Raw genomic sequence first — 15,153 nt, 5'->3', positions numbered from 1 at the left:
ATTCTCTCTCATTGATTATTACCCTTCACTAATCGGATATTTACGGGCATCCCGATTCCGCCTACTTTCTTTGTTTCTACCGAATTTTGATTTAGGAGTCGTACTGCCCGTAAATAGAGGGATAACGTTAGGTGAACGCCCTGCATATTATTGTCATAAGGAGACTTAATATGGGGGAGATTGTCTATGGAACAATTAGTAAATGAGCTTATAGAAGCAGACGTTGGTCGTGTTTTAGTTAACGAGTCGTTAGCACGTTATACAACTATGAAAATAGGTGGACCAGCGGATATTTTAATTGTGCCAAAGCATGTAGCCGGTATTGAAAAAACATTACAGTTAGTAAAGCAATACAAAACGAAGTGGACTGTAATTGGGCGCGGTTCAAACCTTCTTGTATCTGATCAAGGCATAGAAGGTGTTGTTATTCGTTTAGGAGAAGGATTAGATCACTTAGAGGTCGAAAAACATAAGGTAAGAGTTGGTAGTGGATATCCTCTTATTAAATTGTCAACTTTACTTAGTCGTCAAGGGTTAGCTGGATTGGAGTTTGCAAGCGGTATTCCAGGAAGTGTCGGTGGTGCAGTATATATGAATGCAGGTGCACATAAATCAGATATATCGAGTGTATTATCGAAGGCTCTCATTCTGTTTGAAGACGGTACAATTGACTGGTTAACGAATAGAGAACTGGAGTTTTCTTATCGGGCATCTGTATTGCAAACGAAACGTCCTGGTATTGTTTTAGAGGCGGAGTTTCAATTACAGGCGGGAAAACGTGAAGAAATTGTACGTAGCATGCAAAATAATAAAGATTACCGCCGTGAAACGCAACCATGGAATTATCCGTGTGCAGGAAGTGTATTTCGGAATCCAATCCCACATTTTGCAGGAGATTTAGTAGAAAAAGCAGGGCTTCGTGGTTATAGGATTGGTGGAGCTCAAATTTCTGAAATGCATGGCAATTTTATTGTTAATACCGGGGGAGCTTCAGCGCAAGATGTATTGTCCTTAATTGAATTAATAAAACATACAATTAAGGATAAATTTGATGTAGATATGCACACAGAAGTAGAAATCATTGGAAGATAACGGTTATTCATTCCGCTCATTATCATTTATGTTATAATAAGAAGATAAGAACGGCATGAGGAACATGCCGTTCTTTATGTTACATAGGGGGATCGTACATGAATAATAGTAAAGTGATTAAACTACAAGATCGTGTACCAAAATTGAAAAATCAAAAGAAAAAAAACAAAAAAAATGTTAATCATCGATTGATTTTATACATATCAATTTTATTTTTATTAGTGCTCTTTTTAATTTATTTTCGGTCTCCGCTTAGTAATATAAAAAAGATTAGTGTGTTTGGAAATCACTATATGACGGATGAACAAGTAATGAAGGATTCGGGCGTGACATATGATACAAGTTATTTCCGAGTGACAGCACATAAAGCTGAAGAAAACTTAACGAAGCGAAAAGAAATTAAAGCAGTAAATGTAAAAAAACGTTTTCCAAACAAGATTGATATTCATATCGAAGAATATTTAACGATTGGTTATATAAATAAAGAGGGAAAATTACAACCGTTATTAGAGAATGGAAAAACGCTTGATGTACTACCTAATGGAAAACTTCCTGTTGCAGCACCGATTTTTGAACCTTTTAAAGAAGAGAAAATGAAGGAGTTAATCACTGAACTAGAAAAATTAACACCAGCTATTTTAAAATCTATTTCGGAAATTCGCTATTCACCAACGAATGCGAATGAAGATCATCTTACTTTATATATGAATGAGGGTTATGAAGTGAGCACTACGATTCGAAATTTCGCAAAACGTATGGAAACCTATCCGCTTATTTTAAAAACAATTGAGCCAGGTAAGAAGGTATTAATTGACTTAGAAGTAGGTGCATATACGAAAGAATTAGGTGTGGAAGAAAAAAAAGAATAGAATGGTAGTTTTCGTTGGTTATAGCAGAAAAAAACAGAACGAATGTTCTGTTATATGTATATGAATTTAGAAGAATGGTTCATTTGATGAAAAATATGTAAAAATTCTTAGATTCATACTAGTATTGGTACAAGTTTCACTTTTCTATGAGTACATCTTAGTGTAGACTTATACTTGGCGGTAAACTTTACACTCGAAATAGAATTATTTCAAGATAAGCAGTTATTCATAGTTTACTGCGATATTCTTAATTGAATGCTAAATAAAAATAAGAAAAATATAGGGTTAAAAAAGGGAAACGTATAAAGACGTTGAATATTTTTCTTATAAATAGTAAAGTTGCGATTGTTGTTCCATATATTGAGTTGTATGGTATAAATAAAGAAGGAGGTGCCAAAGAATGAACAGCAATGAAATATATGTTAGTCTTGACATCGGTACATCCAATGTTAAAGTCATCATTGGTGAAATGGTTAATGACAGCTTAAACATTATTGGTGTTGGAAATGTAAAATCAAATGGTTTAAAGAAGGGATCGATAGTTGATATAGATGAGACTGTTCGATCAATTAAAAAAGCAATTGAACAAGCTGAGCGCATGGTGGGAATCCACATTGAGCAAGTTGTAGTAGGTGTCAATGCAAACCAGGTACAGCTACTTCCTTGTCACGGAGTAGTCGCTGTTTCAAATGAAGATCGTGAAATCGGGAATGAAGATGTCTTACGCGTTCTAGATGCAGCACAAGTTGTGTCAATTGCTCCAGAACGTGAGTTTATTGATGTGGTACCTCGACAGTTCATCGTAGACGGTCTTGACGAGATTAACGATCCACGCGGGATGATCGGTGTAAGATTAGAAATGGAAGGTACACTTATTACAGGCTCGAGAACTTTACTACATAACCTACTTCGTTGTGTAGAAAAAGCAGGTCTTGAAATTGTTGATATTTGTCTTCAACCTTTAGCGGCTGCAACAGTTGCTATATCTTCAGATGAAAAAAATAGAGGAGTAGCCCTTGTTGATATGGGGGGAGGATCTACAACTTTATCTATTTTTAAAGATGGAGAGTTACAAGCGACGAGCGTATTACCATTAGGTGGAGACCATATAACGAAAGATATTGCGATTGGGTTGAAAACTTCAACAGAAAATGCAGATCAAATTAAGTTGAAATATGGACATGCTTTTTATGATACAGCATCTGAAGAAGAGATGTTTACGGTTCCTATTATGGGAAGCGACCAAACAGAACAATATTCTCAGTTGGAATTATCGGATATAATAGAGGCTCGTGTAGAGGAAATTTTAATGTTTGTTCAAGATGAAGTGCGTAAGTTAGGAGTAAAGCAAGTGGCTTCTGGTTATGTACTAACTGGCGGAATTGCTTCTATGCCAGGTGTTCTTGATCTTGCATATGATATTTTACATGAAAATGTTCGTGTAGCAACTCCTGATTATATTGGTGTGCGTGAGCCCCAATATACAAGTGGAGTTGGATTAATTAAACATTCTTATCAAAAAGCTAAATTACGTGGGAAAAATGTGCAGGAAAAGCAAGAGCATTTTGAACCAGTACCAGCACCAGCACCAACGCCGGTACAACAGCAACCCGCGAAACAAAAAACTCGTAATCAAAACAATAATAATCAAAATGATGACCGCATGATGTCAAAAGTAAAACGTGTATTCCGTTATTTATGGGATTAAAATTGGACACGAAAAATGAGGTTCTAGGGGGATTTCGACATGTTAGAGTTTGATACTACTCAAGATCAATTAGCGAATATAAAAGTTATCGGTGTCGGCGGTGGCGGAAACAATGCTGTAAACCGTATGATTGAACACGGTGTACAAGGTGTAGACTTTATCGCTGTGAACACTGATGCACAAGCATTAAATCTATCAAAAGCTGAAACAAAAATGCAAATTGGTGGAAAATTAACGCGTGGACTTGGTGCAGGTGCAAACCCTGAAGTAGGGAAAAAAGCTGCAGAAGAAAGTAAAGAACAGATCCAAGAAGCACTTCGTGGTGCGGATATGGTCTTCGTAACTGCTGGTATGGGCGGTGGAACTGGAACTGGTGCAGCTCCAGTTGTTGCTCAAGTTGCAAAAGAATTAGGTGCTTTAACAGTTGGTGTTGTAACACGTCCATTTACTTTTGAAGGACGTAAGCGTGCGACGCAAGCAGCATCTGGTATTGCAGCATTTAAAGAAAATGTAGATACTCTTATTGTAATTCCAAATGATCGCTTATTAGAGATTGTTGATAAAAATACGCCAATGTTAGAAGCATTCCGTGAAGCTGATAACGTATTACGTCAAGGTGTTCAAGGTATTTCGGATTTAATTGCAACGCCAGGTTTAATTAACTTAGACTTTGCAGACGTAAAGACAATTATGTCTAATAGAGGTTCTGCTTTAATGGGTATTGGTTCTGGTAACGGGGAAAATCGTGCTGCAGAAGCTGCGAAAAAAGCGATTTCAAGTCCATTACTAGAAACATCTATTGATGGAGCTCAAGGTGTTATCATGAACATTACGGGTGGCGCTAACTTAAGCTTATATGAAGTACAAGAAGCGGCAGATATCGTAGCTTCAGCTTCAGATCCAGAAGTAAATATGATCTTCGGTTCTGTTATTAACGAAGGATTAAAAGATGATATCGTTGTAACTGTAATTGCAACTGGTTTTGATGATAGCATTGCAACTCAACCACCAAAACCAATTATCCGTCCGAATGCGAACCACACGCAACAACAGCAACAACCAGTAGCTCAACCTTCAAAACAGCGTGAAGTAAAACGCGAAATGAAGCGTGAAGAGCCAGTTGTACATGAGCGTCATTCAGATTCAGATGATATCGATATTCCAGCATTTTTACGTAACCGTCGTAGACGATAAAAAAAGGAGCTTTCATGCTCCTTTTTTGTTTTTTAAATGGAAAAGACCTGCTAAGCAGGTCTTTTTTTATTTCGTATATTTCAATATATTTTGTTGGTGAAAATAAGAGTATATCATTCTATGAATTTGTACTTTTATTTTTTACCGACAGATTATGTCTAGAAATCACAAAATAACAAAAAAACACCTCCGCAAATTGACACACTTTCCTATTGGATATGCATTATACTAGTCTCAACTTGAAAAAAGAGGTGAATTGTTTGGTTGTTTACGCCGACGTTGTTTGGTTGTTAAACGCCTGCATTGATTTTCTTTTGCTTTTATTAACAGCTACCGTGTTAAAAAAGAAAATCAAAAGATGGAGGCTTGTGCTAGGGGCATTTATAGGTTCAACTATTGTTATTTTTGCCTTTACTCCTTTTGCTTCTATGATGACACATCCAATTATGAAACTACTGTACTCGTTACTTATTGTGTATACAGCATTTGGGTTTACAACATTTAGAGATTATGCACAAACTGTTTTTACTTTTTACTTTGTAACCTTTATGGTTGGCGGAGGATTAATTGGAACTCATTTCTTTTTGCAAACGAATGAAATGGTAAATGGATTGGTTCAATCTCAGTCAATTTCTTACGGTGATCCAATTAGTTGGTTATTTGTTATTTTTGGTTTTCCAGTAATTTATTATTTTTCTAAAAAGCGTATTGAAAGCGTAGAGGTCACGAAAATACACTATGATCAAATTGTGAAAGTAAAAATTCAATTAGCCGAAGAAGAACTAGAACTGGCAGGCCTTATTGACAGTGGGAACCAACTTTACGACCCATTAACCAAAACACCCGTTATGATTATGCATGTTTCATCATTAGAACATTGCTTACCATCTTGGTTAACAGAGCAAATTTATTCCAAAACAGAAATTCCTCAAATACCAGAAAATGATTCTGGTTGGGCGACCAAATTACGCTTAATTCCTTTCCGTGCAGTAGGAGTAGAGAGTCAATTTTTGTGGGCAATTAAGCCTGACAGTGTGCAAGTTGACCATGAAGGTAGTTCTATTGTTGTAAACAAAGTATTAATTGGATTAAATACACAACAGCTGTCTACTAATGGGGAGTATCAATGTATTGTGCATCCAAAAATGTTGATTTCACAAAAAATGGTGATCGCTTAATAATGAGAGGCGGGATAATATGATGAAATTAAAATTTTATTTAGTATACCTTTGGTATAAAGTATTGCTGAAATTAGGAATTAAGACCGATGAAATTTATTATATTGGTGGAAGCGAAGCGTTGCCACCACCGTTAACAAAAGAAGAAGAGGAAGTTCTTTTGAATAAATTGCCAAAAGGAGATCAGGCAGCAAGGTCATTACTCATTGAACGTAACTTAAGGCTCGTTGTATATATAGCAAGAAAGTTTGAAAATACAGGGATAAATATTGAAGATTTGATTAGTATAGGAACAATCGGCCTTATTAAAGCTGTAAATACATTTAATCCGGAAAAGAAAATAAAATTAGCAACATATGCATCTCGTTGTATAGAAAATGAAATTTTAATGCATTTACGTCGAAATAACAAAAATCGTTCGGAAGTTTCTTTTGATGAACCGCTAAACATTGATTGGGATGGGAATGAACTGTTATTGTCTGACGTGTTAGGTACAGATGATGATATTATTACAAAAGATTTAGAAGCTACTGTAGATCGTCACCTTTTAATGAAAGCATTACACCAATTAAATGATCGTGAAAAACAAATTATGGAACTTCGGTTTGGGCTTGCTGGAGGAGAGGAAAAGACGCAAAAAGATGTGGCTGATATGCTTGGGATTTCACAGTCATACATTTCGCGTTTAGAAAAAAGAATTATAAAAAGATTACGAAAAGAATTTAATAAAATGGTGTAAAGAATAAGACCAGCCGTTATGTAGGCTGGTCTTATTCTATTTAGTTGTATTAGGAAAGATAATTTAAATAACAAATCGTGAAAAAACCACATGCATAAAATCCCCTTCAAAGGAAATACTTTACACTGTACAGCAACTCCCGATAGGAGGGAACACTTTGACGAGAAACAAAGTAGAAATTTGCGGTGTTGATACAGCTAAACTTCCAGTATTAAAAAATGAAGAGATGCGTAAATTATTTCGTGAAATGCAAAGTGGAGAGATAAGCGCAAGAGAAAAATTAGTGAATGGAAACTTACGTCTTGTACTGAGCGTCATCCAAAGATTTAATAACAGAGGAGAATATGTTGACGATTTATTTCAAGTTGGTTGCATCGGACTTATGAAATCAATTGATAATTTTGATTTAGGCCAAAATGTAAAATTTTCAACGTATGCTGTGCCGATGATTATTGGGGAAATACGCAGATATTTGCGTGATAATAATCCGATTCGCGTATCGCGCTCATTGCGAGATATTGCGTATAAAGCTTTGCAAGTAAGAGAAAAGTTGATTGCAGAAAATTCAAAAGAACCAACAGCAATGGATATTGCAAAAGTGCTAGAAGTAACTCATGAAGAGATAGTATTTGCTTTAGATGCGATTCAAGACCCAGTTTCATTATTTGAACCAATTTATAATGATGGAGGAGATCCTATCTTTGTTATGGATCAGTTAAGTGATGAAAAACAAAAGGACGAGCAGTGGGTTGAAGAATTAGCATTGAAAGAAGGAATGAAGCGTTTAAATGATAGAGAGAAAATGATTATTAGAAAACGTTTCTTCCAAGGAAAGACACAGATGGAAGTTGCAGAAGAAATTGGGATTTCGCAAGCGCAAGTATCACGTTTAGAGAAGTCAGCCATTAAACAAATGAATAAAACGATTCAAGGATAAGGTCTCACCAATTATGGTGAGACCTTTTTATATGTAATATAGTTTGTGCTCATAGTAGGGGATTAGTGTTCATATAATGAAACTAGTATGGTGTTTCGTATAGGTGGCTTCCTGTAAATATGAGAAACAGTTTCCAATTCGTCATATAAGGGAGAGGATAAAAATGGTGATACGAATTTCAGAGTTACAGATGAAGGATGTTATAAATATTTCAGATGGAAAAAGGATTGGGAATATTGGAGATATTGAAATTGATATGAACACAGGGAAAGTTTGTTCTGTTATTATTTCCAAACAGACACGTATGCTAGGTATTTTTGGAAAAGATGTTGAGATTGTAATTCCTTGGAAGGAAATTGTGAAGATTGGAGAGGATGTCATACTTGTAAGAGTAAATCCTGTTAATACTGTAACAGAATCAATACAAACACCGACAATTTCATAAAGAATATTACAAATTCCTCTTTTTTTTCTGTTAGGATTATGAAAAAATAAAAGTATGGTAAAATAGACAGGAAGTACCATGCTTTTTTCTGTTATTTTAATTAAAAGGAGCCGCTTTATTATGAGAGAACCATTTAAATATGTGGACGGTATACTGTATTTACAAGCGTGGAAAGAACTTGGAAACATTACTGCTGGATTTACGACAAAAGATGGTGGGATAAGTACGGGCTCCTTTCATACGATGAATTTAGGATTACATGTGAATGATATCGTGGAGAACGTTCATGAAAACAGACGCATTTTAGCAAATAAGTTACAAAAACCATTAGAAAACTGGATTTGCTCTGAACAAGTTCATGCTCATCATGTTGAAAAAGTAGGGCAACAGGAAAAGGGAAGTGGCGTCTATTCATATGAGGACGGCATTTCAAAAACAGATGGCATTTATACGAGTAATGAAGATGTTCTGTTAACGTCTTGTTACGCGGATTGTGTTCCGCTCTATTTTTATGCACCATCACATGGTATGATAGGACTTGCGCATGCTGGATGGAAAGGCACTGTACAAGAGATTGCAAAGGAAATGATTCAAAAGTGGGATGCAGAAGGTATTTCAAGTGATGAAATTCATGTTGCAATTGGGCCGTCGATCGGATCTTGTTGTTATGTTGTGGATGATCGTGTATTAACAGCAGCACAGGAAGTAGTTAGCGGTGCTGTTCCTCATCAAAAAATTTCTGACGGGCAGTACGCAATTAATTTAAAAGAAATTAATCGTATATTATGTGTACAAGCAGGCATAAAAGAAGAGCATATTGTAATGTCATCTCTTTGTACAAGCTGTGAAGAGCAACTATTTTTCTCTCATCGTCGTGATCAAGGTAAGACAGGAAGAATGTTGAGTTTCATAGGTTTTAAGGAGGAAGGAAGCAAGTGACAGTACAAGAAAATTTAGTAATTGTAAACGAAGCTATTAAAGAATCTTGCGCTCGAGCTGGACGTTCGTTGCAAGATATTAAACTTGTTGCAGTTACAAAAACTGTAGGGATTGAAAAAACAAACGAAGTAATTGAAGCTGGAATTATCGATTTAGGTGAAAATAGAAATGAAGGTTTCTTACAGAAATACGAGCATTTCGGTTCAAAAGTTAATTGGCACTTTATTGGCTCATTACAAACGAGAAAAGTAAAAGAAATTATTAATGAAATTGATTATTTACATTCGTTAGATCGTCTTTCCCTGGCGAAAGAAATTCAGAAACGTGCTGATAAGAAAGTAAAATGCTTTATTCAAGTGAAAACCTCATCTGAAGAATCGAAGCAAGGATTGGCAATAGAAGAGGTTGTTTCTTTTATTCAAAGTTTGCAAGAATTCGATAAAATTGAAGTGGTTGGACTAATGACGATGGCTCCATTTACAGAAGAAGAGGAAGAAATCAGACGCTGTTTTAAGGAATTACGTATGCTGCAAACAGAGGTGCAGGAGCTAGAGTTATTACATGCGCCATGTAAAGAATTATCAATGGGAATGTCCAACGATTACACGATTGCAATTGAAGAAGGGGCTACATATATTCGTTTGGGAACGATTTTAGTAGGAAAAGCGTAAAAGGAAGGAGAATCTTATTATGAGTTGGTCAAAAGTAAAATACTTCTTTTTTGATACACCGGAAGAAAAAGAAGCAGCTCAATATGGTTATGAAAAGGAGCAAACAGACATGAAAAAGCAGCAAGATCCACCAGAACAACAAGACGTTACGTTTCCGAAAGCACAACCGAAGCAAAATGTTGTTAGTATTGAAACAGCAAAACAATCTTCAAAAGTTGTTTTATTAGAACCACGCACATATTCGGAAGCGCAAGGGATTGCGGACCACTTAAAAGGTAGACGAGCTGTTGTAATTAATTTGCAGAGAATGTCTACTGATCAAGCGGTGCGTATCGTTGACTTTTTAAGTGGTACTGTATACGCTATAGGCGGGGACATTCAAAAAATAGGACCGAAAACATTTATGTGTACACCTGAAAATGTAGATATTGTTGGTGCAATTTCAGAGTTATTCGGTGAAGAAGAAGAAACAAATATAAAGAGGTGGTAATACGCCATGACAACAGTTTTTATAGTGTTAAGTTATGCTATCGAGATTTACTCGTGGGCACTTATTATTTACATTCTCCTATCATGGTTTCCTGGTGCAAAGGAATCATCTTTTGGAGAGTTCCTGGCACGTATTTGTGAACCGTATTTAGAACCATTCCGCCGCTTTATTCCGCCGCTTGGAATGATTGATATTTCTCCAATCGTTGCAATCTTTGCGTTGAAACTTGCTAAAACTGGTTTGTTCAGTTTATTAAGCTATTTCTTATAGTAAGAAGGTAAATACATGAGCATCTACGAACATTTTAGGCCTGATGAGGAGGTCTTTGTGGATAAAGTGCTAGAGTGGAAGCGAGCGGCGGAGTACCATCAAGTGAAGTTAACGGATTTTCTTGATCCTAGGCAACAACAAATTGTTTCTATGGTAATAGGACAAGGTGATGTTGCTGTGCAATTTGGTGGTGCAACGCCTAATGCAGAGCGTAAAAGAGCACTTATTTATCCAGACTATCTAGAATTAAATGAAGAAGAATTTCAAGTAGAAGTATTAGAAATTGACTATCCTTCCAAGTTTTATACGCTAGAACATAGGCAAATATTAGGTACATTTATGTCTCTTGGTTTAACAAGAGAAAAATGTGGTGATATTTTGCTGCAAGAAAATCGTGCCCAAATTGTAGTTGCGAAAGAAATTGTATCGTATATTGAGATGAACTTACAATCAATAGGGAAAGTAAAAGTCTCTTTAGCGTCAGTGCAAGGAGAAAAAATTCTACAGATACATGAAACGTGGGGAGAGAAATCTGGAACGGTTTCTTCACTTCGTTTAGATGTTATGTTAGCTGAAATGTTACATTTATCTAGACAGAAAGTACAACCTTTCATAAAAAATGGTTTAGTAAAAGTCAATTGGAAAACAGTGGAGCAAACTTCGTATGAATGTTATCCAGGAGATGTTTTTTCTGTTAGAGGATATGGCCGAAGTAAATTATTTTCTGTAGAAGGTAGAACAAAACGCGACAAATGGAGAATTTTGTATGGTATACTAAAATGATTGGTTTTTTAGAAGGAAATCCTCCTATTTTGTCGAAGAAAAGATATAATTGAAAGAGGAAATTTAGATAACTACTTGGAGGTGGCGTTGTGCCGTTAACACCATTAGATATTCATAACAAAGAATTTGGTCGCGGATTCCGTGGCTATGATGAAGATCAAGTAAATGAGTTTCTTGATCAAATTATCAAAGATTATGAATTGGTCATTCGTGAGAAAAAAGCTTTAGAAGAAAAAGTTGCGCAGTTAGAAGGGAAGTTAGATCATTTCTCTAATATTGAAGATACGTTAAACAAATCTATCGTTGTTGCACAAGAAGCAGCGGAAGAAGTAAAACGTAATGCGCAAAAAGAAGCGAAATTAATTGTGCGTGAAGCTGAAAAGAATGCTGATCGTATTATTAACGAAGCATTAGTAAAATCAAGAAAAGTTGCTTTTGATATTGAAGAGCTAAAGAAACAAGCGAAAGTATTCCGAACTCGTTTCCGTATGTTATTAGAAACACAGCTTGAGATGTTAAACAACGATGATTGGGATAAACTAATTGAATTAGAAGACGAAGTAGATGAACTGTTGAAAAAAGAAGAAACAGTGTAAGCTTGACGTTTTTCTCATTATTACATATAATTTTAAACAACATATTTATTAAGAAAAACGAAGATAGGGATAAGTACCTTTTCAAACCTTATATAGCGAACTGAGGATGGTGTAAGCTCAGGATAAGGAGATAGTGGGAATATCACCCTGGAGTTCCGCGCTGAACAAATAGAGTAAGCGTAGGCGTGTATTCGCGTTAAGAATATAAAGAGGATTCTATACATATGTATATGATCTACTAGGGTGGTACCGCGGGAGACTTTCTCGTCCCTTTTTGGGATGAGAAGGTCTCTTTTTTATTCTGTTTTTTAAGTATTTCTTTTATACATGTAAGGAGGAATTGAGCATGGAGTACAAAAATACATTACTGATGCCAAAAACTGAGTTCCCAATGCGTGGGAATTTACCAAAACGTGAGCCTGCAATGCAAGAAAAATGGGCTGAAATGAATATTTACGAAAAAGTACAAGAACATACAAAAGGTCGTCCTTTATTTGTATTGCATGATGGACCTCCATATGCGAATGGTGACATTCATATGGGACATGCATTAAATAAAGTATTAAAAGACTTTATTGTTCGTTATAAATCAATGACTGGTTTTAGTGCACCATATGTTCCAGGATGGGATACGCACGGTTTACCAATTGAACAAGCTTTAACAAATAAAGGTGTAAAACGTAAAGAAATGACAGTTGCTGAGTTCCGTAAGTTATGTGCAGAGTATGCATATGAACAAGTAGAACGTCAACGTGAACAATTTAAGCGTCTAGGTGTACGTGCAGATTGGGATAATCCATATATTACTTTAGAGCCAGCTTATGAAGCACAACAAATTAAAGTGTTTGGTGACATGGCGAAAAAAGGTTATATCTATAAAGGTCAAAAACCAGTTTACTGGTCTCCAACGAGTGAATCTGCTTTAGCGGAAGCTGAAATTGAATATCAAGATAAAAAATCAGCATCTATTTACGTAGCATTCCCTGTAAAAGATGGAAAGAACGTATTAGAAGGTGATGAAAAGTACATCATTTGGACAACAACACCTTGGACATTACCTGCAAACTTAGGTATTTCTGTTCACCCAGAGCTTGAATATAGCATTGTAAAAGTAAATGATGAGAAATATATCATTGCTTCTGAGCTGTTTGAGACAGTTGCAAAAACGTTAGAGTGGGAAAATGCTGAAGTTGTGAAAACAGTAAAAGGTAGCGAACTTGAGTACACAGTTGCAAAACACCCATTCTACGATCGTGATTCATTAGTTATGCTAGGAGATCACGTAACAACAGATGCAGGTACAGGTTGTGTTCATACAGCACCAGGACACGGGGAAGATGACTTCGTTGTTGGTAAAAAGTATGGATTAGAAGTACTTTGCCCAGTCGATGATAAAGGTGTGTTAACAAATGAAGCACCTGGATTTGAAGGCTTATTCTATGATAAAGCTAACAAACCAATTACAGAAAAATTAGAAGAAGTAGGCGCGTTACTGAAACTAACATTCATTACACATTCATACCCACATGATTGGAGAACGAAAAAACCAATTATTTTCCGTGCGACAGCACAGTGGTTTGCGTCTATTGAAGCATTCCGTAAAGAATTAATAGAAGCTGTAGCGGAAACAAAATGGGTACCAGCATGGGGAGAAACTCGTCTTCATAATATGGTTCGTGACCGTGGTGACTGGTGTATTTCTCGTCAGCGTGCATGGGGTGTGCCAATTCCGGTATTCTATGCTGAGAATGGTGATCCAATTATTACGGATGAAACAATTAACCATGTAGCAGATTTATTCCGTGAACACGGTTCTAACGTATGGTTCGAGCGTGAAGCGAAAGATCTATTACCAGAAGGGTTTACACATCCGGGTAGCCCAAATGGCGAATTCCGTAAAGAAACAGACATCATGGATGTATGGTTCGATTCAGGTTCTTCTCACCAAGCGGTATTAGAAGAGCGCGAAGATTTACAGCGTCCAGCTGATTTATATTTAGAAGGATCTGACCAGTATCGTGGTTGGTTTAACTCTTCATTATCAACAGCAGTTGCTGTAACAGGTAAAGCACCATATAAAGGCGTATTAAGCCACGGTTTCGTACTAGACGGTGAAGGACGTAAAATGAGTAAGTCGATTGGAAACATCGTCGTACCGAAGAAAATTATGGATCAATTAGGTGGAGACATTTTACGCTTATGGGTATCTTCTGTTGACTATCAATCTGACGTACGTATTTCAGATGATATTTTAAAACAAGTAGCAGAAGTGTATCGTAAAATCCGTAACACATTCCGTTTCTTATTAGGAAACTTAGACGACTTTAATCCAAGTGAAAATGCAGTAGCTGTAGCTGAACTTCGTGAAGTAGATCGTTACATGTTAGTGAAATTAAATGACTTAATTACAAAAGTTAAAGAAGCATATGAGACATACGACTTCGCTGCTGTGTATCATGCAATTCATAACTTCTGTACAATTGATTTAAGTTCATTCTATTTAGACTTTGCAAAAGACATTTTATACATTGAAGGTGCAAACCACGAAGATCGTCGTGCAATTCAAACTGTATTATATGATGTTCTTGTTGCGTTAACGAAACTTGTAACACCAATCTTACCGCATACAGCTGATGAAGTATGGCCATATATTCCAGGCGTAACAGAAGAAAGTGTACAATTAACTGATATGCCAGAAGCTGTACAATTAGATGACGCGGAAGCGTTAAAAACAAAATGGGATGCATTTATGACATTACGTGATGACGTGTTAAAAGCACTAGAAGTAGCTCGTAATGAAAAAGTAATCGGTAAGTCATTAAATGCAAGCATTACACTATATCCAACTGCAGAAATGAAAGTTATGTTGGAGTCTATTAGCGAAGACTTAAAGCAATTATTCATCGTTTCTGAGTATAAACTTGGTGGTATGATGGATGAAGCGCCAGCAGATGCACCGAAGTATGAACATACAGCGGTTGTTGTTGCCCAAGCAACTGGTGAAATATGTGAACGTTGTTGGGTAGTTTCAGAAACAATTGGTAAAGATACTGAACATGAAACATTATGTGAGCGTTGTGCAACAGTTGTTAAAGAAAACTATGTAAAATAATAAAAAAGCTGACTGCTATTGAAGTGACCCCCGAAAAGGGGACACCAATCAAAACACCTAAACCACTTGTTCCCTAAATTCTTTAGGGGATAGGTGGTTTAATTTTTCTTGAATTCGCACACAATTGTAG

Annotated in this window: 16 protein-coding genes and 1 other annotated feature; of the genes, 15 read left to right on the top strand and 1 reads right to left on the bottom strand. The window is 36.2% G+C overall.

Translation table 11 applies throughout. The annotated features are described in order from the left end of the window. Positions 1 to 186 precede the first annotated feature (186 nt). From murB to ileS2, 15 genes are all read left to right on the top strand, one after another. Complete coding sequence (gene murB / locus MR143_RS18690) at positions 187 to 1,092, top strand: UDP-N-acetylmuramate dehydrogenase (protein WP_000437029.1); 906 nt, start codon at positions 187 to 189, stop codon at positions 1,090 to 1,092. 98 nt (positions 1,093 to 1,190) lie between these two features. Further along, a complete protein-coding gene (gene divIB / locus MR143_RS18685; RefSeq protein ID WP_001065790.1) occupies positions 1,191 to 1,961 on the top strand; it encodes a cell division protein DivIB in 771 nt (256 codons plus the stop codon). 400 nt (positions 1,962 to 2,361) lie between these two features. Further along, positions 2,362 to 3,669, top strand: coding sequence for a cell division protein FtsA (ftsA, locus tag MR143_RS18680; RefSeq protein WP_001087557.1), 1,308 nt, complete (start codon positions 2,362 to 2,364; stop codon positions 3,667 to 3,669). Positions 3,670 to 3,708: 39 nt separating this feature from the next. Next, complete coding sequence (ftsZ, locus tag MR143_RS18675; protein WP_000888984.1) at positions 3,709 to 4,863, top strand: cell division protein FtsZ; 1,155 nt, start codon at positions 3,709 to 3,711, stop codon at positions 4,861 to 4,863. Positions 4,864 to 5,123: 260 nt separating this feature from the next. Beyond that, on the top strand, positions 5,124 to 6,041 hold the full coding sequence (gene spoIIGA / locus MR143_RS18670) for a sigma-E processing peptidase SpoIIGA (RefSeq protein ID WP_000261972.1): 918 nt from the start codon (positions 5,124 to 5,126) through the stop codon (positions 6,039 to 6,041). 19 nt (positions 6,042 to 6,060) lie between these two features. Next, the gene (sigE, locus tag MR143_RS18665; RefSeq protein WP_000976948.1) at positions 6,061 to 6,780 is read left to right on the top strand and encodes an RNA polymerase sporulation sigma factor SigE; all 720 of its coding nucleotides are present in this window, start codon (positions 6,061 to 6,063) and stop codon (positions 6,778 to 6,780) included. A 157-nt stretch (positions 6,781 to 6,937) separates the two neighbouring features. Beyond that, a complete protein-coding gene (gene sigG / locus MR143_RS18660; RefSeq protein WP_000197755.1) occupies positions 6,938 to 7,717 on the top strand; it encodes an RNA polymerase sporulation sigma factor SigG in 780 nt (259 codons plus the stop codon). Between the two features lie 163 nt (positions 7,718 to 7,880). Continuing rightward, positions 7,881 to 8,162, top strand: coding sequence for a YlmC/YmxH family sporulation protein (locus tag MR143_RS18655; RefSeq protein WP_000236748.1), 282 nt, complete (start codon positions 7,881 to 7,883; stop codon positions 8,160 to 8,162). A gap of 120 nt (positions 8,163 to 8,282) precedes the next feature. Then, positions 8,283 to 9,101, top strand: coding sequence for a peptidoglycan editing factor PgeF (gene pgeF, locus MR143_RS18650; protein WP_001209016.1), 819 nt, complete (start codon positions 8,283 to 8,285; stop codon positions 9,099 to 9,101). Then, entirely contained in the window at positions 9,098 to 9,772 is a 675-nt protein-coding gene (locus tag MR143_RS18645) for a YggS family pyridoxal phosphate-dependent enzyme (RefSeq protein ID WP_000218005.1), read from the top strand. Before pgeF ends, MR143_RS18645 begins: the two co-directional genes overlap by 4 nt. Positions 9,773 to 9,791: 19 nt before the next feature. Beyond that, positions 9,792 to 10,262 carry a cell division protein SepF gene (locus MR143_RS18640; RefSeq protein WP_000119129.1) on the top strand — a complete coding sequence of 157 codons (471 nt, stop codon included), beginning with the start codon at positions 9,792 to 9,794 and terminating at the stop codon, positions 10,260 to 10,262. Positions 10,263 to 10,268: 6 nt separating this feature from the next. Next, positions 10,269 to 10,532 (top strand): YggT family protein, encoded by a 264-nt coding sequence (locus MR143_RS18635; protein ID WP_000214233.1) that lies wholly within the window; start codon positions 10,269 to 10,271, stop codon positions 10,530 to 10,532. Between the two features lie 15 nt (positions 10,533 to 10,547). Further along, on the top strand, positions 10,548 to 11,315 hold the full coding sequence (locus tag MR143_RS18630; protein WP_002164155.1) for a YlmH family RNA-binding protein: 768 nt from the start codon (positions 10,548 to 10,550) through the stop codon (positions 11,313 to 11,315). 89 nt (positions 11,316 to 11,404) lie between these two features. After that, positions 11,405 to 11,911 (top strand): septum site-determining protein DivIVA, encoded by a 507-nt coding sequence (gene divIVA / locus MR143_RS18625; protein ID WP_001131611.1) that lies wholly within the window; start codon positions 11,405 to 11,407, stop codon positions 11,909 to 11,911. 51 nt (positions 11,912 to 11,962) lie between these two features. Continuing rightward, positions 11,963 to 12,186, top strand: a binding site (T-box leader). A gap of 71 nt (positions 12,187 to 12,257) precedes the next feature. Beyond that, on the top strand, positions 12,258 to 15,023 hold the full coding sequence (gene ileS2, locus MR143_RS18620) for an isoleucine--tRNA ligase (protein ID WP_000455955.1): 2,766 nt from the start codon (positions 12,258 to 12,260) through the stop codon (positions 15,021 to 15,023). 57 nt (positions 15,024 to 15,080) lie between these two features. On the opposite strand, the gene MR143_RS33470 is transcribed toward ileS2, so the two are convergent. After that, positions 15,081 to 15,153: IS3 family transposase (locus MR143_RS33470; RefSeq protein ID WP_326245104.1), on the bottom strand; the 73-nt coding region annotated here is incomplete at its 5' end.

Origin of the sequence: Bacillus cereus group sp. BfR-BA-01347, assembly GCF_022663835.1 — a bacterium.
GTDB classification, from domain to species: Bacteria; Bacillota; Bacilli; order Bacillales; family Bacillaceae_G; genus Bacillus_A; species Bacillus_A thuringiensis_K.
This window is presented reverse-complemented; position numbering and strand designations above follow the sequence as displayed.